This window comes from bacterium (assembly GCA_030247525.1).
GTDB lineage: Bacteria > Electryoneota > JAOADG01 > JAOADG01 > JAOADG01 > JAOTSC01.
Genome location: JAOTSC010000035.1, coordinates 1 through 25230, shown reverse-complemented (window position 1 = coordinate 25230; position 25230 = coordinate 1). Strand labels below are relative to the sequence as shown.

Sequence of the window (25230 nt, the reverse complement as noted above, 5' to 3'; positions counted from 1 at the left end):
TGAAATCTTCGGTCTTGGCGACAAAATCGGTTTCACAATTCACTTCCACCATCGCTGCCCGACTGCCGTTGTCGTAATGGCGCGCTTCGATGATACCATCAGCGGCTGTTCGACCGGATTTCTTAGCTGCCGAGGCGATTCCCTTTTTCCGCAGCCAGTCTTTTGCTTGTTCAAAATCGCTATCGCATGCTTCCAGCGCAGCTTTACAGTCCATCATTCCAGCGCCAGTTAATTCTTTCAATTCTTTTACCATACTTGCAGTGATTGCCACGGTATTCTCCTTTGTCCTTTGGATTCGGCGCCAGTTTACGCCTTGCTTTTTCAAAATCGGAATTGAATCGCCCTACGTAGAAACGACCCCTATTGCGGGGTCGTATTCCATTCAGTCAACTTGCTGCTACCCCAATTTATTCTGTAGTAGCTGCGCCGGAAGGTTTTTCCGCAGGTGTTCCACGATCACGTCGCCGGGGACCACGAGGACGATCTCCACCGCCGCCACCGCCACGCTCACCGCGATCACCACGTTCGCGCGGTTCACGATGTTGTTTTTCTTCATTAGCAGAAGCTTCGGCGATTTCCTGTTCGCGTCCTTGATTCCGTTCGGCGTAAACCGCTTGTCCTTCGATAACGGCATTTGCGATCGCTTGCATAATCAACCAAATGCTCTTGAAGGCGTCGTCGTTAGCAGGAATCGGATACTTCACGGAAGTCGGATCGCTATTGGTATCAACGATTCCGATTACGGGAATTCCCAACCGGGTTGCTTCGGCGACAGCGATTTCCTCGTTACGGATATCGACAACAAACAGAGCACCGGGCAGCTTGCGCATATCGCGAATTCCACCCAATGCGTTTAATAACTTATCAAGCTGCGTATCCTTGAAGAGACGCTCTTTCTTGGTAATCTTTTCGTAGGTGCCGTCGATTTTCTGTTTCTCGATCAGTTGCATCGTCTTGACCGATTTGCGAATCGTCTGCAAGTTGGTCAAGGTGCCGCCGAGCCAACGTTCACAAACGTAGGGAGAGTTGCAACGAATCGCTTGTTCCTTGACTAACTCTTTCGCCTGTTTCTTAGTACCGACAAACAGCACTTGATCGCCGGCAGCGACGATCTGTAACACCGCTTCGCACGCCCGGTCGATCATGTCCGAGGTTTTCATCAAATCGATGATATGGATTCCATTCCGCTTCGTGAAGATGTACGGCTTCATGCGGGGATTCCACTTACTTGTCAGATGGCCAAAGTGCGCTTGCACTGCGACCAGTTGTTCCACTGTGACTCTCGGCATTCGAATCCTATTCCTATAGAGAGATTATCGGGTATGTAAACCCAACCTCCGAAAACATTGTCAGGCAAAGTATCGCTTCGTGATTTGAAACGTAATGCCTAACCTCCATCTTACCGTTTGGAGTACTGGAACCGCTTCCGCGCTTTGGGTCGACCGTATTTCTTACGTTCAACAGCACGCGGGTCGCGGGTCACAAATCCATGTTTCCGCAACGACGGTTTCAACTCAGGGTCAAATTCAATCAAAGCGCGGGCCATTCCTAATCGGAGAGCTCCGGCTTGTCCTGATAAGCCGCCACCAGAGCAATACGCTTCGATGTCAAATTTACTGACGGCATCGAGGAGCTCGAGCGGTTGCATAATCGTCATTTTTAATATCTCACGTCGGAAATACTCTAAAAGCGATTTATTGTTGACGGTGATCTTACCGGTACCGAGGGATAGGTAGACCCGCGCTACGCTAGTCTTCCGTCGTCCAGTTGCATAAAAAAACGGTGGTTTCATCGACTCGTTTCCGCACTTCCTCTAATCAATCGGCTTACGCTATCGCGCGAAATTTGTCCACCGGGACTACTTCCGGCTTCTGCGCGGTATACTTCGAAGCATCCGGACCGACCACCAGCTTAAGCTTACTGATCATCCGGTTTCCCAATGCGCCACGTGGCAACATTCCCCATACCGCTTTACGAATCACTTCGGTGGGGTGCTTGTGGAGCATGGTCTGATAAGGTATATGATGGCTGCTGCCGGGGTGAGAAGATTGAATCCAATATTCTTTCTTGTTCTCTTTACCACCGGTGAGAATAATTTTCTCAGCGTTCACCACTATGACAAAGTCACCGGTATCGACATGCGGAGACCAAATCGCCTTGTGCTTGCCGCGCAAGATGCGAGCGATTTCCGACGATAACCGTCCGAGAACCATGCCATCGGCATCGATCGTATACCATTTCCGCTCAACGGCGGCATTGTTTAAATGTTGTGTCTTCATTTCCCTACAATCCTGCGACTCACCGTCTTATTCGGTGAAAGCCAAGAAAGATACTCTAACGGAGTAGCGGACGCAAGCACTCCCAGAGCTCACTTTTTTTGTGCTTTGTTCAACTTGATAAAATCATCCAATCGTTTTAGAAATCCATTCACTTTGCTCTTAGGAACGTCCACGTGCATCGCAATGTTCTTTGGCAGTGTGACGTCTTTTAAGTATGATGTACGATAGATTTGGGGATTGAGAGTAAGCATCGTTCGATAATCGGTTTCTGCCCAATCGCACACGGTTGCAAACATAACAGATTCTGGTAAGGTAAACGATATCCGGTCAACCGAGAACTCGGGATATGGTACGATTTCACCCGGCTCAATTCCAAACAACGCGGGGTTTTCAAAGAGCGTCTTTATCAGTATGATTCGCGGAACATAAGTTGCTGTTTCGTTGTTCGACCATGCGTCCCAATAGGTTTTCGCATGTTGCGCTTTTAGCATGGTTTCAACATTTTTTCTTCCGTTATTGTAAGCGGCCATCGCTAAGAACCAGTCCTTACCGAACGCCTGATAGAGTTCTTTCAAATGGTTGCAGGCGGCAAGGGTTGCCTTGACTAAATCGCCGCGTTCATCTAATGCCAGGTGAGTATCAAGCCCCTCATCCTTACCGGTGCCGGGCATGAATTGCCAATAGCTGTATGCGCCTGCCGGCGATAATGCCCTGGGCAACATATCACTTTCGGCAACAACGAGATAAACAAAGTCTTCCGGGAGTCCAGCATTGACGATAATTTTGCGAATCGTCGGTAGTATCCGTTGTTCGCGCCTCAACCAGAGCCGCGATTGCCCCGGATTGTTGTAGCACATACTTGTGTACAAAGCATCGAAATGTTCGCGAACTACTTGTCGCTCCAGTGGCACCGTCTGACCGGCAAAAGTGAGTTTTTCGGGTAGGACAAAACTCTTTGCGAAGGCATATTCGCAAAACAGATATCCAGCGAATAGTGTAATCCCACAAGAAAACACTATCTTTCTTATCGTTTCCATGATTTTGACTTGACCCTCCCAGAGGCAAAGCTTACATTCGGTTCAACACAAACTTTTTTAAATATGGGGAGCACACTATGCCGAAGCGATGGACGGCCGACGAAGAGGCCCAACTTTTTCACCTTTCATCCCTTCATTCAATCGATCAACTCGCGAAGAAGTATGGTGTGACCACAAAGTCTGTAGCGGTTAAGTTACAAAAACTTCGACAGGCGATGCGAAAGAGCGGCGTATCCGATGTAATGTCGATTCCGCGACAACGCGCCTCGATTGGCGGAGAAGCGAAGAAGTGGACTCCCGAGGAAGAGTTGCAACTGCTCGATATGCATCGGATGGGATGGCGCTCGGAGAAGATTGCCACACACTTCGGTGTTTCGCAAAAAGCGGTTTCGGTGAAACTGCTAAAGGTGAAAAAGAAAATCGGATCATCTGTTCTTCCAACCTTACCAGAGAAGCTCACAATCGATCCAGTCGAACAAGTTGTTAAGGCAGCTAAGCCGGTTCCAGTAGTTCAAGCAACTCCGGTGAAACCAGCAGCACCGCCACCGCAAGCACCGCCAATTCGACCGCAACCGGTTGTTCGCCCACCAATACAAGGCAAAGGACCACAATACGGGAAGCAGCAGGAAGGCGAAGCGAATACTCAATTTAAAGTATGGAACGGCACTGAGTGGATAACTATCAAAATTGCTAAAAAGCTGATTCATGTTTGATGCCATCGGTCAAACGACACCTAGAATGCTAAACGATCCAGTGTTGCTAATGACATCCACCCGTTTCGACGATCCGGCAGAGTGGATGAAAGATTTACTGGCACAGCGATTGGCAGCCTGTGTAACCCGGATCCCTGCAGCCGAATCCAGTTACCACTGGCAAGGAAAAATCGTTTCCGAGCATGAGAATCTCTGGTTAATCAAAACAACCAGAGATCGTAGTCTGTCGGTATCTGATTACATCAAACAACATCACCGACATGATGTTCCTGAAATTGTAATCTTCGAGATTGCAGCGATCAATCATGAGTACCATCAGTGGTTAATTCAAAATGTTGATGTATCAAGTTCAAGTGATTCTAATGACTCGTAACAGGAGTGTTGCATGCCACGCCGTTTACGCGTTCTAATCGTCGACGATGAAGTAGAAATCGTGCGACTTTTAAGCGAGATAATCTCAACCGTTGGTTGGGAAGCGGTCGGTGCACGAGATGGTTTAGATGCATATGAGTTATTCAAACGCGAAAAATTCGATTTAATCATCACCGATATCTACATGCCTCGTATGAATGGACTGGAATTGCTGGCAAAAGTAAAAAAAGATAAAGTAGAAATGCCGGTAATGCTTATTACAGGATATTCTCACTTTAAGCAGTTACTTCAATCACTTCGTTACAAACCAGATGGATTTTTGCAAAAACCATTTGACGTATCAGAGTTAATCCTATCGATTGGCAACATTCAGATGGACGATCAGGAGATGGAAGCAGAGCAGTAACTCAATCAATGCCCGTAAAAAAAGCGCAGATAAAATCTGCGCTTTTTATTTGTGGAGGCGGTGGGAATCGAACCCACGTCCGAACTCGTGCCATCGCACCCTACTACAGGCTTAGGACGGGTTTATTTCTTACTGCTAAGGGAGCCCACGCCCTACTTCAAAGCAGCCAGCCGTAAAAAAATCTTACACTACGCGTTACGACGCACGTAATGCCAGCCCATCGAAATGACGGCTAACCAAACCGGTTGGGCGCGGGTTTGGGTCGCCGGGAGCCTCTTTCCTCTGGGGATTAGGCTGCCAGTGCGTACGAGTAATCGTCGGCACTTCTGAGTGTTGGTTGCGTGATTAACGAGGATTCAACCATCCTCGGCCTGCAAAGTACGACCACTCCGACCCCGTCGAAGCCAGTCGCCCCCTACTGTACTATGTTACGTAGCATCCTTCCAGTTTGCAAGATCGACTATCGGTTAGCGGCAAAGCTCAGGTTGTAACAACGCAAGCGCTTCCCGAATCCGCACGGTTAGATTGGGAGCGTGTTCCAATAGATAGGCAGCTTCTTCCACCGCAAACCGTTCCTGTAGAAATCTTGCGAAAGTACACCGGATTTCCTCATCGTCTGGGGAAAGCTCCACAGCTTGTTGATAATGTTCCATCGCTTTCCAGAGAAACACCGGAAGTTTTTTTCGGAGAAATCCGGGATCGAAATCTTCACCGATAACAGTGAGAAGATTGGCAGTAGCAAAGTGACAATACCCCAACTCAGTTCGTAACCGGGTATCCGAGAAATCTTCGTAACCAGCGATTCGCAAGGCTTGGCGAAGATGGGCATAGCCATTGTTGGATCCAGCCGCAATTTGTTGCCATGCGATTGCTACGCGCAGACGAAGCGAATTGGGATGCTGTTTGATTGCTTCCTTGAGTGTGTCGAGCAGCGCATTGTCTTTTTGTAAAACATGCATCAGCGCTACTCGATCCAACCAGCTTTCTTTATCGAAAGTAGTAGAATCCTCTGCGAGCAAAGAGAGACTACTCTGTAACCAGATATCCCGCTGGGGGTGTAGACTCCAGCGGAGCGCCATTCGTAACGGAACGCCGGGATGCAAACGTGATAATGGATTGTCATTGGAAGGCAAAGCTAACAGAACTGCAAGCAGTTGATCGACGCGGTTGGATAGCAAATGATGGTTTTCAACCTCTCGCCTCCCTACCTCAGCGATGATTTTTACTTCAGAGGCGAGATTTTGCTTGATCCAACGAACACGCTCTCGGAGGTTTTCGGCGTTGAAAGTGAGGAAGTGCTTGCCATCGGTAAACAACCTCGACCAACAACAATCTGTCTCCTCAGTGAAAAGCATTGCACCGGACGCCATTGCTTCAAACATCCGCAAATTCACAGAAGGAAACATATTCTCATTGATAATGACTTTTGCTCGCCGGTAGTATTCCGCAACTTCATCAGCCGGAACGGAACGGTTACCGCCACCATCAAGGATTGTGACTGCTACTACGCTTTGGATGATTTTCAGCAGTTTGGAACGTTTAAGCCGTCGAGCGGGATCAACTGTACCGACAAAGAGAAAATCAATGTCACGGTCGTTCCACGCGCGATTTCCTGCATGATACAGCGTCGGGTCGGCGGCGAGCGGCAACCACTCGGCATTTATGCCAAGCTTACGATAGAACGAAACTTCCTGCGGTTGATCAACGACTAATCGAGTAAGAGAGGTTGCCGCCCGGCTCATCCAAAACCGGTGGAGCGGCGCATCGGGAAGATAGCAAACAACTGGATTTCGAATATTCTCGAAACTTGCAGGAAATACGACAGGCGAAATCGCCCCGGAAATTAACAGGATGTCATTGGGCAGCAAATACTTGGCGATTTCTAAGCCAGTCCAGTGTTCTAAAGGGAATGGGGTAGTTTCGGACGCCGGGTGCAAGTGTACGACTTCGATGCTTCGCCGAAGCAACTCCGGCACGAACAGTCCATCACCTAAAACTACAATTCGGTTCATCCGTTGCGCCTTTGCTTTTCCGCGACCGTCGAATCATATTGCGATGTAATTTAGCTTCGTTCGACTGTAAGGAAAACAATTAATGATGACTCCGATGCGAATAGTAACCCGCGCCGATTTGGACGGAATCGCTTGTGCCGTATTGTTACGCCATGTCGTAACCGTTTCGGATTATCGTTTCACTGAGGCGTTTCCGTTGCAACACGGTGAACTTGCGATTCAAAGTAACGATATCATTACCAATCTACCCTATGCCGAAGGGTGCGCGTTGTGGTTTGATCACCATGCCTCGAACGAACCGAAAGTGCCGCGTCCGGGAAAATGGGCGGTAGCGCCGTCGGCAGCTCGAGTGGTTTACGACTACTATGGTCACAACAGATTTCCCGGTTGTGATAGAATGGTAGTCGAGACCGACCGGGTGGATAGCGCTACCATCACCGCTGAGGAAATTGCGAATCCGTCGGGATATTTTCTGCTTGAGTTAACGATCAATCCCAAAAAGCCGGCAGATGAGCCATATTGGCGGAAATTGATTAATTTGCTATTCGAGGCTAACGGAGAAGTGGAACCAGTATTGCAGGAATCGGAAACGGCACAGCGTGCTCATGTCGTTCTTTCGGAACTGGACGAGTACCGTGATGCGATTTCTTCACGTTCCCGATTGGAAAAGATGGTTGTGGTGACCGATCTACGCGGACTCGAACGGGTTCCTGCTGAAAACCGATTCTTAGTGTATGGGATGTTTCCCGCCGCCGAAGTCTCGATCAAATTAGCGGAAGTTCACAATGAAAAAGGTCACATGGTAAAAATATCATTGGGACGCTCGATTTTGAATACCCGTTCGACCGTTAACTTAGGAGAATTGTTAACGCAATACGGCGGCGGCGGTCATACGGCGGCGGGTTCGGTACACGTTCCTTTTGGCAAAGAAGAAGCAGTGTATCGCGAGTTGTTGACCAAAATTCAAGCCGCCAGTTGAACGAATTCGATGGTCGCTGCGTATAACTATCGTAACGTACCGAATGAGGAAAGGATTGTATGAGTCTCGTACCAATGGTAATCGAACAGACCGGTCGTGGAGAACGGGCATTCGATATTTTCAGCCGCTTGTTAAAAGAGCGGATCATCTTTTTAGGAACACCTATCGACGATATGATTGCTTCGTTAGTCGTCGCGCAGTTGTTGTTCCTCGACGCTGAAGACCCGGAAAAGGAAATCGCACTTTACATCAATAGCCCGGGAGGAATGGTTACCGCCGGAATGGCGATTTACGATACCATGCAGTATGTCCGCTCCCCGGTGAGTACGATTTGCACGGGAATGGCAGCATCTATGGCGGCGTTACTGCTGGCCGCCGGCGAACCCGGTAAACGGCTGGCATTACCAAATTCGCGGATCATGATACATCAACCATCGGGTGGTGCACGTGGACAGGCGTCGGATATTTTAATCGAAGCAGAAGAAATTCTGAAGATTAAAAAGCAGTTGAATTTGCTCCTTTCTAAGCATACTGGACAATCGATTGAAGTTATTGAGAAAGATACCGACCGGAACAATTACATGAATCCGGAAGAAGCGGTGAAGTATGGTTTAATCGATTCAGTCATCTCGAAGCAAGCCGATAATGCGTCAAAGGAACATGCTGCAAAGGGAAAGAAGAAGTAGTTTTCTTGATTGCTTCCTGTTCACGAAATGAGAACGGACTACCGAGAGGTAGTCCGTTTTTTTATTGCCAATGAGTATGTAACTGTAGGTTCGGAATGACTGGTCAGGCAGGATTGCCTAACCTCCTGTTTCTTTTCCCAGACAGGATTGTCAGCGCTACGGTGGACAGACAAGAGTGTCTGTCCTACAGAGTATCCTTTGTGACAGGCAGGATTACGTTCCGTGATTCGAAGCGAATTGCCTAACCTCCAAATTGGAAGAGGGCGTAAGCCATACGCCCCGACTGCAACGGGAGGGCATGGGAGCCCTCCCCTACCCTTGTATCGATGACGTTGGTTATTGGACGATCTGAATTTCTATACTGTCGCTCGTAAACCATTGTCCACTATGCAGATCAAACCATTGAAGTTCGAGGGATGTTCCACCGGGATCGCTGAATTCGCATTGCATACGATATTCATGTGTATCGTTTTCCGCCAATTGCGTTTTGGATTGCGGGAAAGCGGTCAGCTCGCGACGATTGATTTCCACTGGTTTTCCCGCCTTAAGAATTGTTACTTCCGGTTCTACAATTCGTCCGGGACCGGTCACTTTCCACGTCAATTGCAACCGCACCGGTTTTGGTTCAGGATCGGTCGACGGCATTAGATTACGCCACGCGTAAGTTTTCAGCAGAGCGGTTGCAGCCGCGCTGGAATCAATGGCAGCAGTCGCAGTAGTCGCTGCTTTCGATACAGAGGTTTTGCCCTCGGAACCGCAGTTACACGCTTTGGGACTGCAACCAACTGCGGTTGTCGCGGATAATGCGAGTGCAAATCCAAGAAGGAGTATGTGTTGTTTCATTTTCCTGTTACCAAATCGATGTCAATTTGATTTTCCATGATGAACTCTTTGGTGTAGCCCGCCATCACGCCGCTCTTGATAAAGACATCGAAGATATCGGCATCAATTTCCCCACCTTTCACCATAAAGCCCAGGATTTTGAGTACCTCACTCATTGGCTTCGCTTTCTTATAAGGACGGTCAGCAGCAGAGAGTGCCTCAAAGATATCAGCGAGTGCCATAATGCGCGATTGCAATGGTAACGATGGTCCAGCCAGACCCTTGGGATAGCCCTTTCCATTAATGAACTCATGATGACCGCCTGCATACTCCGGTACCCGGCGAAGTTTACGGGGGAAGGGAAGTTGCTCAAGAATATTCATTGTTTGGACAACATGGTCGCGCATCTTCGCCAATTCGTCTTCGTTAATCGTTCCGCGTGAAATCAATAAGTTTCGTTCTTCATCTTTGGATAACAGGCGGCGTTTTGCATTCTCAATCGGCATTTGCTTCTGCTCACGCGGACCGACGTAGGGTTGATAAGCTTCCCATGTCAATCGCGAGAGATAACCATGATAAGGAACATTCCGCTTGAGAGCGACAGTTTCCGGTACTTCAAATTCATAACTTGCGACGTCTTTGATTTGCTGACCGACTTCCGGTTTTAAGAACTCCATTCCGAGATTTTGTTGCTCAATCATCCGCCACCAATTCCCGATTTTTTCGAGTTCCAATGATAGATCGGTGTCAATGAGTGAGAACGATTTTTGTTTCTCCTCGGTAACTTCGCAAAGGGTAAGTTTATCGCGAAGTGCTAGGTTTTCACGAAGAGCTCTTGCCAATTCAAAGCGGAGTTTCACATTATCGACCCGGTCGACATAGGCTTCCAGCTTGGTCGCCTTAAACATTACCGTTTCAGGAGTTGTGATTTTTCCGGTGTCATGAAGCCATGCCGCTATCGACAATTCCCGCATTTCATCGGAATTGAAGTGAACTTGCCCATATCCACCCTCGTTCGACTCATTCACCGCTTTCGCTATGCGCATCGTTAACTCAGCGACCCGTGAAATGTGGCCACCGGTGACTTCGTCTTTTGCGTCAATCGATTGCGCAATCGCTTTGATGAAAGCATCGAATAATTCTTCCAGCGAACGAATCAACCGCGCGTTGGTTATTGCAACTGCAGCTTGGGTTGCCAGCGACAGGGTCAGTAACTCGTTCTCTTTCGCAAACGGAAAAATCGTGCCATTACTGTCGGTCACGTTGATTAATTGCATCACAGCAACGATTTCGTTCTCATGATTGCGCAACGGAAAGACCAGCATTGATTTACTGCGGTAACCGGTTTTCTCATCGAATATGCGGGTTCCGCGAAAATCGAATCCTTCAGCGACATAGACGTCAGGGAGATTTATGATTCTACCGGTAAGGGCAACATGTGCGCTGACATTACTGTGATTCTCAGCGCCATCGATGTACAGAGGAACATCAGCAAAGGGGATTGGGACACCACTTGTTCCACCGCTCCAAGTTTTAAGGGTGGTATTTTGCATGACCACCCATTTGAGGGATACAGGATCGCCTTTATCATCATTTTGGACAAGGTAGAAAGTCCCACCGTCGGCATGATTGAGCCGTACCGCTTCCATCAGAATCATTTCGAGCAGAGTTGGGATGTCACGTTCCGCTCCGAGGGCCGCGCCAATCTTCGCCAACCGGTTTATCTGCTCGGTATGCGCTTGCAACAAGGCATTCAAGTCTTCGGCTACTTGCGAAATCTGATGGGCAACTTCGTTGTGATTCTGACACTGTTCTCGCAGCCTGCTAATCAGTTGATCACCGACATTAAGTATTAGTTGTGGAGCGCTCATATACTCTTCTCTCACGATAAACAAAGTAAAATAGATACCTCGACCAATTTCTCAAAGGAAATTTGAACACCTCGGAGGGTAGGTTGTGGTTTGGAACAACTACTTGACTGGATACGTTAACTCTTCGTACCATTGTTGGCTTAGGAGAAACCATGGCGAAACAAAAAAAAGCGTTACTTCACGATCGTCCGCTGTTTGGGAAACGGAACTGGCGTTGGTTAGGAATTGGCGTCGGGACGCTCATCATCGGATACATCTGTTTGATGCAAGGTCCTTACAACAATCCGCTTTCGTTAACAGTAGCGCCGATTCTACTTGTGCTCGGCTATTGCATTTTCATTCCGTTAGGGTTAGCTTTGCGTCCCGAGGAAGAGAAGAAACAAGCGTAAAACCTTCCGGTACTAATTTTGGGCGATTAGCTCAGTTGGCTAGAGCACCTGCTTTACACGCAGGGGGTCGCTGGTTCGAGCCCGGCATCGCCCACCAAGTCGACAGACAACAATATCATGTGTGTTGTCGAACCGATGGATAGATGGGTATTGCTGGTTATTCGAGCCAAGCACCGCCCACTTTAAAATGGCAATTTGATTTTTCGCAAAGATTCGGTTATCTTCTTGCCACGAATAATGGGGTCGTAGTTCAATTGGTTAGAGCGCCGGCCTGTCACGCCGGAGGTTGCGAGTTCGAGCCTCGTCGACCCCGCCCCAAGCGGTCGTTGTGAAAGCAACGACCGTTTTTTCGTTTTATTCATTTACTTTCAATTTCTCCTGTCGATGAGCGAAACTTACCTTACTCATATACTTTAATGGGAATCCGGGACAACTTCCGATGGAAGATTGGACAACACAACTCCAAGCCGATTTAGCGAAACTCACCGAAACGATTACCATCGCTCCTGCGAAAACCGCTGTCCTCCTCCCCGGAGAGCGGCGCGACGTAGCGATTCTCTTTCTCGATATCAAAGGGTTTACCGCACTCTCCGAAACAATGGATCATGAAATGGTTCATAAGGTTATCGGCGGGGTAATGGTTGCGCTCTCGCGCGTGGTAGAAGGGTTTGGCGGTTACGTCGATAAATACGAAGGCGACCTGATCATGGCGCTGTTCGGTGCGAAAGTAACCAGCGAGCACGATTGCCAACGGGCTGTAAGTTGCGCATTACAGATGCAGGCAACGATACAGGATATCGGCAAGATTCTGCTTTCCAAAGGAATCGAACTCGGCGCGCGGATTGGGATTAATTATGGGACAGTAACGGTTGGTCCCGACCCTTCCGGACACTTCACGGCGATGGGCGACGAAGTAAATCTCGCTTCACGGATGGAATCGAATGCCGAAGTCAACACCGTTCTGGTTACTGAGCAAGTATACCAAATCTGCCAACTATGGTTTCACTGGACAGATTTAGGATTCATCACGGTGAAGGGGAAGCGGGAACCGGTTCACGTGTACCGTCCGATCCAACTAATAGAGCCACAAAAACTTACTTCAGCTTCATCGATTCGACAACAATCCATTCCGATGTTCGGCCGCGATGGTCTACTCGAAGAGTCAATTCAAAGGCTTTTACACTACCCATTAACTGAATGTACAGAGCAGTTCTCATCGGCTGGTTGTCGTATCCTGTTCTTCTGCGGAGATGCCGGTATCGGGAAAACTCGAATGTTGCAAGAAATCTTCCGGGGAATTCCAGCCGGTCACTTTCGAATTGTTACAACCACTACTCGTTCATTTGCCCAACCACCGTTTTGGATTTGGCAGGATGTACTTAGGCAGTTGTTTGATTTCGATGGAACTGAACACGGGTTCCTGTCAGCATGGGAGTGTCTTGGCGACCACCAAGCAGTCCTGTCCTCTGCAAAGCCCTTCATAGCGACTCTGCTTGGCTTAACTGATGATACTATATCGAGTATCGATCCAGCGGTTCGCTACCAAAATACGCTTTATTCGCTCCGCGATGTGATGGTAGCATTTGCCGACACGCAACTTCCTCTGCTCATTTCCATCGATGATTATCAGTGGATCGATAGCGCTTCGCGAGAAGTGTTTCAAGTTTTACGAGAGACATTCCGCTCGAAGCAAGCCATGCAATTCATCGTAACTACCCGGAATCAATCCGATAGTAACGATTTCAGTGATAAGACGGATACCTCAGAATCGCAAAAGTTGTTTCATCGAATTGATTTGTTACCAATCTCCGAACCGGAATCGAAACAACTCGCTGAGTTTGTGTTAGAACAATCAACAATCGAAGTTCCGCAGAATAATCGAAACCGGTTGTTGGAAACAATCACTAAGAAATCGCAAGGGAATCCCTATTTCGTCACTGAGCTTTGTTACCACCTGCTTTCTCAAGAAACACCACCAAGTAAAATACAAACGACGACATCGCCAGAACCGCATGCGATACCGGCAACATTAAGTACACTGCTACGAACACGCATTGATCAAATGCCGGCGCAAGAGCGAAGTTGCTTGCAGTTTTGTTCGGTGTTGGGAACCGAATTTTCGTTAAGCCAGTTTCAAACGATTTCGGATAAACTACAAGTCGGTTTTCAGGGTTCACTCCCTCTTACAAAGTTTGTCGAAGCAGGATTTCTTCAAACTTGTGAATCAAACCGCCTTCCAGGTTATCGCTTCACTCAAATTTTACTGCACGACGCCGCCTATGAAACGTGTTTATTGCACAATCGCGCGATTATTCATCGTTGTGCAGCTGAGAATTTAGAAGAACGACACAAAACGGGCGACGATGAATCAACTTTACAAATCGCCCACCATTGGCGGTGTGCCGATGATGGCGAAAAGACTATTGAGTGGGGTCTACAAGCAATTAAAATTCATGCCGAGTTTTATCAACTGGATGATGCGCTTTACTGGTCTGAGGAAGTTATAAAAAGACTATCAACATTAGAGCAATCGCGGCGAACAGACGATTTACACTATCGCGCACTTTTTCCCATTTTCAGTCTACTCCTATTACACGGTAAGCTTGATGAGTATCAGAATACGATTGAAACGATGTATGAACTATCCGTCAAGAACCATTGGGATGACCGAAGAGCCGCATCGATGTGCTCGTTGGCAACCCTGATCGAACGGAAAGGAAATCACACTCATTCAATTAGTTTGTTGCACGAGGCAATCGAAATTTCACGAAAAGTTCATAATTCTGTTATCGAAGTACAAGCTTTGAATGATTTAGGAACTGTTTATTTAGCACAACAGCAGTATTCGCAAGCGGAGCAGTATTTTCTACAAGCGAACACCATCGCACGTGAGAACCAACTGAATTCACAGCTTGCAACTACATTAACAAATCTCGGTGTGATACACCGGAATCGCGGAAACTTCGAGGAAAGTCTTCGCTGCAACCGAGAAGCATTATCGTTAGCTCTGAAATTGAACAACCGAAAGTTAAAAGCGTTGTTGTTACTCAATTTGGCAAATGTCGAATACTCTCTTACCCACATCGAAGAATCCTACCAATTGTTTATGCAGGCTCTTACAATTCTACGCGACATCGGTAACAAACAACAAGAGGCTATCACACTTAGCAATTTGGGCTATTTACGATTCGAGCAAGGGGGTTATGACGAAGCCGAAGCGCTTTACCTATCTTCGCTGCGGCTGACCCAAGAAATTCACGCTCCGTTAAACGAGGCGAATGTACTTACGAATATGGGACTACTGTACCGACAGATCGGACAACTTGAACAAGCGATTTCTGTTTACGGGAACGTTACGCAGCTCATCGAAAAGAACCAGTTTTTAGAGAGCGCTTTTAGCGATTATTTGTTGTTACGGGATGAGTTACTCGAGGAAGGGGTCGCCGGAGAACGGTTACCAATGCCGACAAACTGGTTGTAAGCATGAGTCTATTTTGCAATTGGAATGAAGTAGGATAGTTGGCAAGTGCTCAGACAGGATTGTCTGAGCTACGGTGTTTGAGAAATGGAAATGGGTGGACACAAGGTCCACCCATACTCACAAACAAACTTGTCAAGTTTGTTACACCATCAAGCCATCGAGGATCCGGGTACAGTGTTTCGCTAAGTCCTTGCGATGAACTACGCGATCAACAAAACCGTGTTCCAGTAAGAATTCGCTGCGTTGGAATCCCGGTGGTAAATCCTGTCCAATCGTCTGCTTGATAACGCGGGCACCGGCAAAGCCAATCACAGCACCCGGTTCGGCAACAATGACATCGCCCAGCATTGCAAAGCTCGCGCTGGTTCCGCCCGTAGTGGGGTTGGTCAGGATGCTAATAAATGGAAGTTTGGCATCGGCTAACTTGGTCAGCCATGCACTCATCTTCGCTAACTGCATCAGCGCTAATGCGCCTTCCTGCATCCGCGCTCCGCCGCTACAAGCAACTGTTAAAAATGCCCGTTGCTCTTCCAAACAGATTTTTACACCGCGGGCAAAGATCTCACCGGTTACGCTACCGAGCGAACCACCCATATAGTTAAAATCCATCACAGCATTTACAACGCCATGAGAACCCATCTGACCACGGGCTACCCGCAACGTATCATCGAGTCCGGTTTTCTTTTTCAGATCGACAATCCGGTCGGAATACTTCTTTGTATCGACAAATCCCAACGGGTCTTGAGGATGTACGTTAAATTGAATTTCCACCGGAACTTCGTCAGGGGATAGTAACTCAAAGTAACGTTCCGCCGACAACCGGAAATGATAATCGCATTTCGGACAAACGTGCTCGTTTTTGGCAACCGCTTTCTTGAAAAGAATCTCGCCGCAGCCGTCGCACTTCACCCACAAACCATCTGGGGTCTCACGCTTCGGTGCATCACCAGCGATTCCTTCCTTTTCGCGTTTAAACCAAGTCATCTTCGCCTCAATCACGGACATGGGTGCTACGCGGTAATTTCATAATGAACGCGTCCTCCCCATCCTGATAATACTCTTTTCGCCGTCCCACAATGGAAAAGCCTGTTGTGCGGTATAATTGCACAGCTCCGGCATTGTGGACGCGCACTTCCAGATAAACATTCGCGGCGCCAAATCGCCAGCACCGGCGTAGAAATTCTGCAAGAATAAACCGGCCGACGTTACGTTTCCGATACTGACGGGACACCGCCAAGTTCAGTAATTCAGCTTCGTCGGCGGATACTCTGCCAAAGGCATATCCAACCGGAAATTGAAACGCTCCGACTATCGCGATTCCTTTTTCCTGCATCATAAGAAACCGGAATGACTCCTCACCCCACGGGTCGGGGTAGGAATCCCGTTCGATGGTTAGCACAGTTTCGAGGTCGTGCAGCGTCGCATCACGAATCGCCATTTGCCCCATCCCTGCAAAACCGCTAAACACCGTACTCTCCTAACTTGTACCGATTGTTCTTTGAAAGGATAATGTAAGAAATCGTTTAAGATTGCGCAAAACGTTTGACGAACTCCCACGTCCGGATAGCCTGTACCGTTGCTGCAACGTCGTGAACCCGAACGATAGCAGCACAATTCTGGACAGCAATTAACGCCAATGCAATCGAGCCACCCAGACGCTCTCGCGGGGGCGCATCAGAAACCAACATAAGTAAGCGTTTGCGGGATGCACCTATCAATACCGGGAAACCTAACCTACATAATTGTTTTAACTGCGAAATAATTAGAAAGGATTGCTCCGGTGTTTTTGCAAACCCGATTCCGGGATCTACCACAATTTGCTCCGGTTGAATACCCAACGACAATGCAGTGGCTACCCGCTCCATCAATTCATTGGTTACTTCTTGTACTACATTAGAGTATTCGGAATGGGAACGCATCGTACTAGGATTTCCCCGCATGTGCATGATGCAACAGGGGGATTGGGTCTTTGCAAGCATCGGCAGCATTTCCGGGTCGTGCAATCCGCCACTAACATCGTTTACAAAAACAGCACCTTCCTGTAATGCTAACCGCGCTGTTTCCGAATTTCGGGTGTCGACGGATATGCGAATACCTGGGATAGAGCGAATCGACCGGATAACAGGTAGTACCCGCTCAAGCTCAGTTGCAACAGGAATCGGTTCAGCTCCGGGTCGAGTCGATTCTCCACCGACATCGATCCAATCGGCACCTTCTGCGACCAGTTTTTCGGCATGTCGATGTGCCAATGTGAGTTGGTCAAATTCACCACCATCGGAAAAGCTGTCGGGAGTAACATTTAGAATACCCATAATATGGGCTTTGGTCTTGAGGTCGATGATTTCCCCGTTGAATAGTCTCATCACATGTCCGCTACTTAGTTGATTCAACGTTTTTGAAGTAGATTGACTAATTTTCCCCGCGCCATGATGGTTGCCTGTCCGTCGGTAGCCCGGCTAGAATTCTTATATCGAAGATTTAGATAGAAAATCGCACTATCGATTTGGGCAGAATTTTCGTAAATGATACCAAGATAATACAAGGACTCGACCGTTCCATTCATCGCCCAGCATTTATGAAAATCTACAATTGCTTTGGTTGTATCATTCATTCTCAAATACGCAATTCCACGATTGTAATACGCGGTAGAAATAGTCGAATCCAGATTGATAACACGATTCAACGTGACTAAGACTTGTGTGGGATTCGCTTCGGAGAGTTGATAATACGCCTTACGAAGCAATAACTGTGGAGAATCGGGATTAATCTTCAATCCAGGCTCAACTATTGCTGCTAAGAGGTTTTGTAATGGATTCGGCGGAAGGAACTCCAACATCCGTAATCTTGCAAGTTCATAGCCTGGATCTAATTCTACCGCTCGGGTTGCGTGGGCGGGAGCCGTCTTTTGAAACTTGGTCTGGGTTTGCGATGGGCTCATGAGCGAGAGATAGAAATGTGGTTCGGGATTGGCGGGAGCGTGACCATGCGCCAACAATAATGCTGCTGCCGCTTTTTCGACATCACCTCGACGACGCAAGTATTCTCCCATCGTTTGTAAGAACAGCGGTTGCGTTTCGGCGTAGTGTAGCAACCTTAGCATCGCCGGTTCCCATCGCTGGATTTCGGGATCAAGTTCTTTACTTCGCATCCGGTACTGCAACATCCAGGCAAATCCCGATGTTGCTAACGAATCGCTGTGATATGCCTGCTCAAACTCTTTGATAACTGTTGTATCGTTTGGTTCGGCAATGATCGAACGGGCACACACTGAACGCCATAATGGAGACATCGGTGCAACACGGGCTGGTCGTTTGCGATGACCGGTGGCGTTTGCGATCTCATTGGCAAGTTGTTCAAGTATCTGATTCGTGTTACCGGTCTTTTCAAATATGGAGTTCTCCCCCGTAGCGATATTCGTTAGTTTCAGTTGCAGCGTGATTTGATCGGTTTGGGTAGGAACCGGTTGCCATTCTCCGGTGACAATCCATTGCAGAAGTAAAAGCTTCGGGAGATTTCCATCAGCATCGGATAGTGAATAGGCGGGTAGTGGACGACTCCCCAATCTCCGAAAAGCACCAACAGACCATCGTTGATTGGTCGCGGCGATTCCTTCCTCAAGTTCACGGGCGAGTTGGTACCCCAAGCCACTTTTAAATTCAGGACCTGCTAACGGATAAACCGCCAATCGTATCGGTAAAACTAGGCTTGGCATCCAGTAACGCAACAGTAGAAACAGGGAAAGCCAACCGAGGAATATCCAGAGGGAGTTTTTTACCGCGCGATAACCGGCAGTGACCCGATTTCGATAAACGATGTACCACCAAGCGGATTGAGCTAAAAGTAATACGAAAAGCAAAAGAGTGAATCCGCCCGGAATCCCACCTGATAACATGTACCAAACTTCGGCCAAAGTTAACTCCGAGTGAAGAGCGACTTCGCATGCACAACCCAATCGGTGACTGGCGAACCGGACTGGGCGGATGTAATCACATCAATTCCGCTGGTGCGCACTCCGCGCATTTCCATACAGAGTTGCCTGGCATTCACTTCGGCATAAACAAAAGGTGGGGGGGCTTCCGGATTCGTCTTGAGAAACCGTTGAGCGATATCGTTCACAACCGCCGTGGCAAGCGTTTCCTGTAACGTCGGCCGGTTCGCGTAATAATTTACGATATGGACGACACCAGAAAACCCAAGTACCCAATCGGTATTGGGTTGATAGGCAACTGAGATCGTACCGAAAAACGGTAACAAGTGATGGGAACAGAGGGAGTAAAACGGGATACCATGCAAAGCAATCGTTTCACTGCGGGCGCGAGTTACCGGATACAAAGGCAAATTCGGCGGTGGTTCGTGGAGATGCTGGAAAAACTCGGAGTAAAATCCGGCAACCCGAGCTGGGGTTGCCGATAAATCGTCATCATCCGCAATTCCACAGCCAGCCAGCAATTCCTTCGCGGCTGCAGTGATCCGGGATTTATTCAAGTCACTCACGGTTGAACTGGATTCACAGCTGTTGAGGCTGTCCTCGCTTGAATCTCAGCAGCTCGCTGGCGAATCCGCTCGAGAATTGTATCCGGTTCAGAAATTGAAGTCTGTCGTTGTGTTGCTTGCATTGGTATTTCCGGTGCCAATTCCAATTCAAAACTCATCAAGGCATCTTCGGCACGTTTTAACTCGACTTGCTGATAAATCGGCCCTTTAATCCGGTATCCACTCTTGTATACAGAAACGATATGCTGTCCGGGATCTACGCCCTCTAAGATTGCATCGGTACGAAACAGTGTAGTATCGGAATCCAGAATGATTTGAGCTTCAGGAACATTGCATACTACACGAATAGAACCGGGCCGCGGCCAAAAGAATAGGAATAGCACGAAAACGAGAAAGATGAATCCACCTATCCAACCAACGGCAAACCATCGGACTTTTCGTTGACCGCCTTCAATATCGTCGATTTCTTCGCCTACCTTATCGTCAAGGGCTTGTGCCCGAGCCGGCGGCAACCATTCAACCGCTCCATCGTCGTTAATCATTTTCACATAGCCAAGATTGGTATAATAGGCATCACGTTCTTCTTCGAGAATCCGGCGCATCCGCTCCGATTCAAGAATTTTCGTTTCGCGATCCTCTAAGGCAGCTATCTCCTTTTGAAGCCGTTGTGACTGTTCTTCCAGCCGTTTCCGAATCTGTTGGCGCAACTGGTCGTCGTCTTTGTTCACTGGTTTTCCCGACTGGTTCATTACGCTGGTTTCTCCACCCAAGCTGGTTCGATTACCGGACGCGGCTCGGTTTTATCCGGTGTTTTCGGTTCGTTGACTGGCTGATCACTCAATGCAAGTTTTCGCAACGGCGGCAATTCCTTGCCTTGCATTACCATTTCAATTTCTTCGGCATCAAGGATTTCCCGCTCGATTAACGATTTCGCTAATGCATGCAGAGAATCGATGTTGCTGCGTAACACTTCATCGGCGCGGTCGGCCGCACGTTGGACAATGCGTCGGATTTCCTGATCGATTCGTACCGAAGTTTCTTCGCTATAAGCTTGATGGCGAGATACTTCCCGACCGATGAAAATCTCCTGTTCGTTCGCACCATAGGCGAGTGGTCCCAACTCGTCTGACATACCCCATTCGCAAACCATCTTACGGGCAAAGTTGGTCGCCCTTTCGATGTCGTTGCCAGCACCGGTTGTAATCTCATCGAACGCTATTTTTTCAGCGGCTCGTCCGCCCATTAAATGAACTAACAATCCCTCAATATACGCACGGGAGTAGTTATGTTTCTCGTCAACCGGTAGATAATGGGTAAGACCCATCGCCCGCCCGCGGGGGATAATTGTCACTTTGTGCACCGGATCGCTGCCCGGAGTAAACCGGGAGACCAAAACGTGACCCGCTTCATGATAGGCAGTAACGCGTTTTTCTTGATCGTTGATAAGTAAGCTACGACGCTCTTTCCCCATCATCACTTTGTCTTTTGCTTCCTCGAAATCTGCCATTGTAACGCTATTAGCACCGCGACGGGCGGCACAAAGCGCCGCTTCGTTGACCAAATTCGCTAATTCAGCGCCAGCGAGACCTGGCGTTCCCTTTGCCAAGACAGATAACTCAACATCCTTTGCAATCGGAACTTTTCGAGTATGAACCCGAAGAATGCCTTCACGACCCCGAACATCGGGACGATCCACTACAACTTGCCGGTCAAACCGACCGGGACGCATCAGCGCCGGATCTAATACATCGGGACGATTGGTCGCTGCAATAAGAATTACTCCGTCGTTCGATTCAAAGCCATCCATTTCGACGAGTAATTGATTCAGTGTCTGTTCCCGCTCATCGTGTCCTCCGCCGAGACCAGCGCCGCGATGACGACCAACCGCATCAATTTCATCGATGAAGATGATGCACGGGGCATGTTTCTTACCCTGTTCAAATAAATCGCGGACGCGGCTTGCACCGACACCGACAAACATCTCAACAAAGTCGGCTCCACTCATCGAAAAGAATGGAACATCGGCTTCCCCTGCAACGGCACGGGCTAACAAAGTTTTTCCAGTACCGGGAGGGCCTAACATCAATACGCCCTTCGGAACTTTACCACCAAGCCGGGTGAATTTTTTCGGGTCACGTAAAAATTCGATGACTTCTTTTAGCTCTTCTTTCGCTTCATCGGCACCAGCAACATCTTCAAAGGTGACCTTGTTTTTATTTTCCGTGATGAGCTTTGCTCGGGATTTTCCGAAATTGAAGACACCACGGGAACCGCCGCCGCCGCCTTGCATTCTCCTCAAGAGGAAAATCCAGACGCCGATGAGGATTACCCATGGCAGGGTATTAATGAGGATGAGGTAGAACCAGTTGTTGGTTTTCTCTTTAAACTCATACTCAACCCCTTGGGCATCCCATAGGTCAGTAATCTCAACCGGAACTTCCTGATACGGGAGAATTGTCTGAAACTTTCCGGTGGGAACCAATGCCGTACGAGCGGCGACCCCCGGTTTCAATTCACCAAGGAAAATCCGGTCGGTAATCGTTCCCCGCGCAACCTGACCATTATCCACCAGTTCTTTGAACCGGGGATAGGCAAGGGTAGTCATTTGCTCTTTGCCGCGGTCGAAGGCATTGTACAACAACGCAGTCATCAGTATCAGTATCGTCAATATGAAAATACTGCGCGTTGCTTTCGACCACTCAAATTTATTATCACCACGCGGGCGCGGACGCCTTGGCGTTTCCGGTTCGCGTGAATTCGGTGTGTTCATAATCTTTTGTATCCGTTCAATAGCCGTATAATGATACGAGCAGAGACGAAAAAACCTTGGGAAACAACCGGACGATCCGCGGCGTCACCCGGAAACCTTATAGATCCAGCATTGTCGCTTGGTTATCCGGTACGCTAACGTTTTACCGAGCGATCCCACTGTTCCCCACCCGCCCACATTCAGGAGGTGTTCCCATTGCCGACGATGTCCCCCCGGTAAGCCGCCGGCCTCCTGTCCTAAATGGCGTACGATTCTGACAAGTGCCATTTGTAACGCATCGGAATCAAGCGACCTTAGCCACGGTGTCGGTAAGCGCACCTCATTCCGGTGTAGTTCTGCGACATGTTTCCAGCTTTCGTTAACGATTTCCTCTGCAATGACAATCCGCCGGTGTGCAGAATTGGCGATTTGGAGCTGCTGGGAAATCTTTGCAGCATACTCTAGGGGCGACAGCTTACTCCATTCGTAACGAATCCGGTTCCGCAACCCATAAGTGGGATCAAGGTTCGTTGGATCCTCAAACCATTCCAAATTGCGGCTTTCCAGCCAATCGCGCAACTCCTGTCGCAGATAATTTATTAACGGTCGAACAACCTGGGTCGTAGTCCCCGGGGAAATCTGGATTGTCCGATTCTCCGGTATTCCTGCTAAGGCTACAATGCCCTGTTTACGATATGTGGCGATGGCTACGGTTTCGGCTACATCATCCAGCGTATGCGCGGTGGCGACCGCAGTATACCCGAATTGTATTATCCATTCGCTAAACGCTTGGTAGCGCAACTTTCGGGCTTTTGCCTCGTAACCGGAACCCCCACGACTCGGCGCTGATACAGCTTTTACATGATAAGGCAGTTGTAACTTCCGTGCCGTTAATTCGACCAATTCAGCGGCAGCTATCTGTGGAATCGTTTCCCCATGTTGGATGTGCCCGACCGCAAACGGAATTTTCTGCTCAGTCATCATGTACAGTAACGCCATACTGTCACCACCGCCGGAAACAGCGAGCAAAGCATTCTCAGGAACTCCCTTGCAATATAGCATTACGAAATAATCCACTCAATTCGTTTGATGTCATAAAATATAGTAGAAATTGATGACAACACAGTTGTATCGATAACGTTAGGATTCATTCAACGTTAAGTCGCGGAAAGAGTTGTACCGGAACTCCCGGATGACACCGGCATCCATTGCCGCCCGTATTGCGCATCCGGCATCGTCGATGTGACTGCAATTGGAGTATTTGCATTTCCCCATGAATTCGCGAAACTCTGGAAAGAACTGTACATACTCATTTGTGATGCCCACTAACGTTAAACTTCTTACCCCGGGGGTATCGATAATCTCAGCTCCGGAAGGTAAGGTTAACATCCTGGCAACGGTCGTCGTATGTACACCTTTCCCGGTAGCTTCCGAGATTGGATTGGTCGTTAACTGCAACCCAGGTATCAAACAATTGAGTAACGTCGATTTTCCGACCCCGGACGCTCCGAGGAGCAACGACCGTCCCGATTCGATGTTTTTCAGTAATGGCGACACCGCTCCGGTTGCAGCGGAAACACCAATGACGGGATACCCAATTGATTGATATTCTTGATAAAAGTCGGATTTAACAAACTTCTCGCCATCCTCGAGTAAGTCGATTTTGTTCCAAACCAAAACGATTTTCTCGACGCCACTCGCCTCTGCACCTACCAGCAGTCGGTCAATTAAACCAAAGGAAGTCGACGGTTCGTAAACGGCTCCGATTACAATAATGCGATCGATGTTGGCTGCGATACCCATCGGTTGCGATGGATTAAATGGATCGCCGCGAAGAAATGCATTTCTCCGTTCGACCACCGAGCGAATCCCCCCCTCGCCTACCACTCCACTGGCAGTTTTCTCGGGGTAGGTATCCGTAACCGTAATCGAAACATTGTCGCCGACCAAAACACCACCGGTGGTTTCGTGAAAGTACCGGAACCGTTTCCGTCCAGAACAAAGAAAAAGACCGGCGTCGGTATTCACGATCAGCCGGTCGCCAGCGCGTTGTATCACCAAACCAGTGAGTTCATCCTTGCTCGGTGTTTTTGCGATACTTTTTTTTGCCGGTGAGGATTTACGCATTTTTTTCCGCCATCCACTCCTCAATCTGAAAGCGATGCCGTATCGGATGCATCACTGCATGTTCCAACATGCCATCCAAACAATACTCGATTCCCCAGCGCGACTTGAATACTATATCGAACGCTTCTTCAGGAACATTCGCCAAGGGAATTCGCCATTGAGTTAACAAGTGTTCTAGATAGTCTGAACAACGCTCGATCACATTCTCAACAGATGGTGGACGTTCGATACCGGGGTCGGGTAACTCCAATTTTTCACAAAACCACGTCATATAACTGCGCGCTGCACCCAGAATATGCACGAGCAGCGATTCGTAGGATTTGTAATCGGAGTCGGCAGCAGGTGGCATGATTATACCAGATGATCGGGCAAGCAACAATGTTGCGACACACTCCCGCATTTCTTTGTCGTGCAGCAAAACCATCGCCCGAGCACCGCGGTAACGGTAATGCAGCAATTCATCGTTTGTTTTCACAGTACCGACTCCTTATCCAACCATTGGTTATCTGCCGCGTTCTAAAGCGAGTACAAATGCAGTTGAAATTTTAAGCATATTGATGTTCGCATTAGCTAATCGCTTACTCAGAATTTTACCCATGTTGTAGAATATTCGGTATCCGAACTCCGGATGGTGCTGGCAATGCCGCATTAAATCGATGCGGGTAATGCACCCTAATGTTACGTCAGTGACTGCGCGAACGGTAGCGGTACGGCGACCATCGTCAAACAAACTGGTCTCACCAACGACGATGTTCATATCGGCTCGCAGTCGAGCAAGCGATTTATTCCGTTCATCATCGTCTTGAAGGGTAT

General features: G+C 48.4%; 26 protein-coding genes, 2 tRNA genes and 1 other RNA gene. 9 read left to right on the top strand and 20 right to left on the bottom strand.

The genetic code is table 11. The features are described from left to right. The 5 genes from tsf to OEM52_05295 form a co-directional block, all read right to left on the bottom strand. The coding region (gene tsf, locus OEM52_05315; protein MDK9699549.1) for a translation elongation factor Ts at positions 1-253 on the bottom strand (253 nt) is incomplete at its 3' end. Positions 254-407: 154 nt separating this feature from the next. Next, positions 408-1289: a 30S ribosomal protein S2 gene (gene rpsB / locus OEM52_05310; GenBank protein ID MDK9699548.1), complete on the bottom strand. Its 882-nt coding sequence runs from the start codon at positions 1287-1289 to the stop codon at positions 408-410. A 110-nt stretch (positions 1290-1399) separates the two neighbouring features. Continuing rightward, on the bottom strand, positions 1400-1792 hold the full coding sequence (rpsI, locus tag OEM52_05305) for a 30S ribosomal protein S9 (protein ID MDK9699547.1): 393 nt from the start codon (positions 1790-1792) through the stop codon (positions 1400-1402). Between the two features lie 34 nt (positions 1793-1826). Beyond that, positions 1827-2279: a 50S ribosomal protein L13 gene (rplM, locus tag OEM52_05300; GenBank protein MDK9699546.1), complete on the bottom strand. Its 453-nt coding sequence runs from the start codon at positions 2277-2279 to the stop codon at positions 1827-1829. Between the two features lie 89 nt (positions 2280-2368). Next, positions 2369-3316, bottom strand: a complete 948-nt coding sequence (locus tag OEM52_05295) for a lytic transglycosylase domain-containing protein (GenBank protein ID MDK9699545.1) — start codon at positions 3314-3316, stop codon at positions 2369-2371. A gap of 77 nt (positions 3317-3393) precedes the next feature. Here OEM52_05295 and OEM52_05290 point away from each other — a divergent pair, with 77 nt between their 5' ends. The 3 genes from OEM52_05290 to OEM52_05280 are packed head-to-tail and all read left to right on the top strand — an operon-like array spanning position 3394 to position 4807. After that, a complete protein-coding gene (locus tag OEM52_05290) occupies positions 3394-4029 on the top strand; it encodes a hypothetical protein (GenBank protein ID MDK9699544.1) in 636 nt (211 codons plus the stop codon). After that, positions 4022-4402 (top strand): divalent-cation tolerance protein CutA, encoded by a 381-nt coding sequence (locus OEM52_05285; protein ID MDK9699543.1) that lies wholly within the window; start codon positions 4022-4024, stop codon positions 4400-4402. The genes OEM52_05290 and OEM52_05285 overlap by 8 nt, the downstream gene beginning before the upstream one ends. 12 nt (positions 4403-4414) lie before the next feature. Beyond that, positions 4415-4807: a response regulator gene (locus tag OEM52_05280; protein ID MDK9699542.1), complete on the top strand. Its 393-nt coding sequence runs from the start codon at positions 4415-4417 to the stop codon at positions 4805-4807. A 49-nt stretch (positions 4808-4856) separates the two neighbouring features. Here the strand turns inward: OEM52_05280 and ssrA are convergent. Next, positions 4857-5223, bottom strand: a transfer-messenger RNA (tmRNA) gene (gene ssrA, locus OEM52_05275). A 51-nt stretch (positions 5224-5274) separates the two neighbouring features. Beyond that, complete coding sequence (locus OEM52_05270; protein MDK9699541.1) at positions 5275-6819, bottom strand: glycosyltransferase; 1545 nt, start codon at positions 6817-6819, stop codon at positions 5275-5277. Between the two features lie 82 nt (positions 6820-6901). On the opposite strand from OEM52_05270, the gene OEM52_05265 reads away from it, so the two are divergent. Both OEM52_05265 and clpP read left to right on the top strand, forming a co-directional pair. After that, positions 6902-7798: an exopolyphosphatase gene (locus OEM52_05265; protein ID MDK9699540.1), complete on the top strand. Its 897-nt coding sequence runs from the start codon at positions 6902-6904 to the stop codon at positions 7796-7798. Positions 7799-7857: 59 nt separating this feature from the next. Beyond that, the gene (gene clpP, locus OEM52_05260) at positions 7858-8484 is read left to right on the top strand and encodes an ATP-dependent Clp endopeptidase proteolytic subunit ClpP (GenBank protein ID MDK9699539.1); all 627 of its coding nucleotides are present in this window, start codon (positions 7858-7860) and stop codon (positions 8482-8484) included. A gap of 336 nt (positions 8485-8820) precedes the next feature. On the opposite strand, the gene OEM52_05255 is transcribed toward clpP, so the two are convergent. Both OEM52_05255 and OEM52_05250 read right to left on the bottom strand, forming a co-directional pair. Beyond that, the gene (locus tag OEM52_05255) at positions 8821-9327 is read right to left on the bottom strand and encodes a hypothetical protein (GenBank protein ID MDK9699538.1); all 507 of its coding nucleotides are present in this window, start codon (positions 9325-9327) and stop codon (positions 8821-8823) included. Further along, positions 9324-11177 (bottom strand): HD domain-containing protein, encoded by a 1854-nt coding sequence (locus tag OEM52_05250; GenBank protein MDK9699537.1) that lies wholly within the window; start codon positions 11175-11177, stop codon positions 9324-9326. Before OEM52_05250 ends, OEM52_05255 begins: the two co-directional genes overlap by 4 nt. Positions 11178-11329: 152 nt before the next feature. Between OEM52_05250 and OEM52_05245 the strand changes: the two genes are divergently transcribed. The 4 genes from OEM52_05245 (at position 11330) to OEM52_05230 (ending at position 15047) form a co-directional block, all read left to right on the top strand. Beyond that, positions 11330-11566: a DUF3098 domain-containing protein gene (locus OEM52_05245; protein MDK9699536.1), complete on the top strand. Its 237-nt coding sequence runs from the start codon at positions 11330-11332 to the stop codon at positions 11564-11566. A gap of 20 nt (positions 11567-11586) precedes the next feature. Further along, positions 11587-11663 (top strand) — tRNA-Val (locus OEM52_05240). Between the two features lie 142 nt (positions 11664-11805). Further along, positions 11806-11879, top strand: a tRNA-Asp gene (locus OEM52_05235). A gap of 126 nt (positions 11880-12005) precedes the next feature. After that, on the top strand, positions 12006-15047 hold the full coding sequence (locus OEM52_05230) for a tetratricopeptide repeat protein (protein ID MDK9699535.1): 3042 nt from the start codon (positions 12006-12008) through the stop codon (positions 15045-15047). A gap of 141 nt (positions 15048-15188) precedes the next feature. Here OEM52_05230 and accD read toward each other — a convergent pair whose 3' ends face one another. From accD to OEM52_05175, 11 genes are all read right to left on the bottom strand, one after another. After that, the gene (gene accD, locus OEM52_05225) at positions 15189-16031 is read right to left on the bottom strand and encodes an acetyl-CoA carboxylase, carboxyltransferase subunit beta (GenBank protein ID MDK9699534.1); all 843 of its coding nucleotides are present in this window, start codon (positions 16029-16031) and stop codon (positions 15189-15191) included. Between the two features lie 7 nt (positions 16032-16038). After that, positions 16039-16515, bottom strand: a complete 477-nt coding sequence (rimI, locus tag OEM52_05220; protein MDK9699533.1) for a ribosomal protein S18-alanine N-acetyltransferase — start codon at positions 16513-16515, stop codon at positions 16039-16041. Positions 16516-16570: 55 nt separating this feature from the next. Then, positions 16571-17410: a dihydropteroate synthase gene (gene folP, locus OEM52_05215; protein MDK9699532.1), complete on the bottom strand. Its 840-nt coding sequence runs from the start codon at positions 17408-17410 to the stop codon at positions 16571-16573. A gap of 23 nt (positions 17411-17433) precedes the next feature. Then, entirely contained in the window at positions 17434-18957 is a 1524-nt protein-coding gene (locus tag OEM52_05210) for a hypothetical protein (protein MDK9699531.1), read from the bottom strand. Between the two features lie 2 nt (positions 18958-18959). Continuing rightward, complete coding sequence (locus OEM52_05205) at positions 18960-19541, bottom strand: GTP cyclohydrolase I (protein MDK9699530.1); 582 nt, start codon at positions 19539-19541, stop codon at positions 18960-18962. Next, positions 19538-20290, bottom strand: a complete 753-nt coding sequence (locus tag OEM52_05200; protein ID MDK9699529.1) for a hypothetical protein — start codon at positions 20288-20290, stop codon at positions 19538-19540. Before OEM52_05200 ends, OEM52_05205 begins: the two co-directional genes overlap by 4 nt. Continuing rightward, positions 20290-22191: an ATP-dependent zinc metalloprotease FtsH gene (ftsH, locus tag OEM52_05195; GenBank protein MDK9699528.1), complete on the bottom strand. Its 1902-nt coding sequence runs from the start codon at positions 22189-22191 to the stop codon at positions 20290-20292. The genes OEM52_05200 and ftsH overlap by 1 nt, the downstream gene beginning before the upstream one ends. A gap of 204 nt (positions 22192-22395) precedes the next feature. Further along, a complete protein-coding gene (tilS, locus tag OEM52_05190) occupies positions 22396-23352 on the bottom strand; it encodes a tRNA lysidine(34) synthetase TilS (GenBank protein ID MDK9699527.1) in 957 nt (318 codons plus the stop codon). Between the two features lie 78 nt (positions 23353-23430). Beyond that, complete coding sequence (gene rsgA / locus OEM52_05185) at positions 23431-24417, bottom strand: ribosome small subunit-dependent GTPase A (protein ID MDK9699526.1); 987 nt, start codon at positions 24415-24417, stop codon at positions 23431-23433. Next, positions 24410-24892 carry a hypothetical protein gene (locus OEM52_05180; GenBank protein ID MDK9699525.1) on the bottom strand — a complete coding sequence of 161 codons (483 nt, stop codon included), beginning with the start codon at positions 24890-24892 and terminating at the stop codon, positions 24410-24412. The genes rsgA and OEM52_05180 overlap by 8 nt, the downstream gene beginning before the upstream one ends. Positions 24893-24919: 27 nt before the next feature. Continuing rightward, positions 24920-25230: cyclic nucleotide-binding domain-containing protein (locus OEM52_05175; GenBank protein ID MDK9699524.1), on the bottom strand; the 311-nt coding region annotated here is incomplete at its 5' end.

Coding starts and splice junctions, on each gene's coding strand:
- rpsB (MDK9699548.1), bottom strand. CDS start 1,289: ATGCCGAGAGTCACAGTGGAACAACTGGTCGCAGTGCAAGCGCACTTT.
- rpsI (MDK9699547.1), bottom strand. CDS start 1,792: ATGAAACCACCGTTTTTTTATGCAACTGGACGACGGAAGACTAGCGTA.
- rplM (MDK9699546.1), bottom strand. CDS start 2,279: ATGAAGACACAACATTTAAACAATGCCGCCGTTGAGCGGAAATGGTAT.
- OEM52_05295 (MDK9699545.1), bottom strand. CDS start 3,316: ATGGAAACGATAAGAAAGATAGTGTTTTCTTGTGGGATTACACTATTC.
- OEM52_05290 (MDK9699544.1), top strand. CDS start 3,394: ATGCCGAAGCGATGGACGGCCGACGAAGAGGCCCAACTTTTTCACCTT.
- OEM52_05285 (MDK9699543.1), top strand. CDS start 4,022: ATGTTTGATGCCATCGGTCAAACGACACCTAGAATGCTAAACGATCCA.
- OEM52_05280 (MDK9699542.1), top strand. CDS start 4,415: ATGCCACGCCGTTTACGCGTTCTAATCGTCGACGATGAAGTAGAAATC.
- OEM52_05270 (MDK9699541.1), bottom strand. CDS start 6,819: ATGAACCGAATTGTAGTTTTAGGTGATGGACTGTTCGTGCCGGAGTTG.
- OEM52_05265 (MDK9699540.1), top strand. CDS start 6,902: ATGATGACTCCGATGCGAATAGTAACCCGCGCCGATTTGGACGGAATC.
- clpP (MDK9699539.1), top strand. CDS start 7,858: ATGAGTCTCGTACCAATGGTAATCGAACAGACCGGTCGTGGAGAACGG.
- OEM52_05255 (MDK9699538.1), bottom strand. CDS start 9,327: ATGAAACAACACATACTCCTTCTTGGATTTGCACTCGCATTATCCGCG.
- OEM52_05250 (MDK9699537.1), bottom strand. CDS start 11,177: ATGAGCGCTCCACAACTAATACTTAATGTCGGTGATCAACTGATTAGC.
- OEM52_05245 (MDK9699536.1), top strand. CDS start 11,330: ATGGCGAAACAAAAAAAAGCGTTACTTCACGATCGTCCGCTGTTTGGG.
- OEM52_05230 (MDK9699535.1), top strand. CDS start 12,006: ATGGAAGATTGGACAACACAACTCCAAGCCGATTTAGCGAAACTCACC.
- accD (MDK9699534.1), bottom strand. CDS start 16,031: ATGACTTGGTTTAAACGCGAAAAGGAAGGAATCGCTGGTGATGCACCG.
- folP (MDK9699532.1), bottom strand. CDS start 17,410: ATGAGACTATTCAACGGGGAAATCATCGACCTCAAGACCAAAGCCCAT.
- OEM52_05200 (MDK9699529.1), bottom strand. CDS start 20,290: ATGAACCAGTCGGGAAAACCAGTGAACAAAGACGACGACCAGTTGCGC.
- ftsH (MDK9699528.1), bottom strand. CDS start 22,191: ATGACTGCGTTGTTGTACAATGCCTTCGACCGCGGCAAAGAGCAAATG.
- tilS (MDK9699527.1), bottom strand. CDS start 23,352: ATGCTATATTGCAAGGGAGTTCCTGAGAATGCTTTGCTCGCTGTTTCC.
- rsgA (MDK9699526.1), bottom strand. CDS start 24,417: ATGCGTAAATCCTCACCGGCAAAAAAAAGTATCGCAAAAACACCGAGC.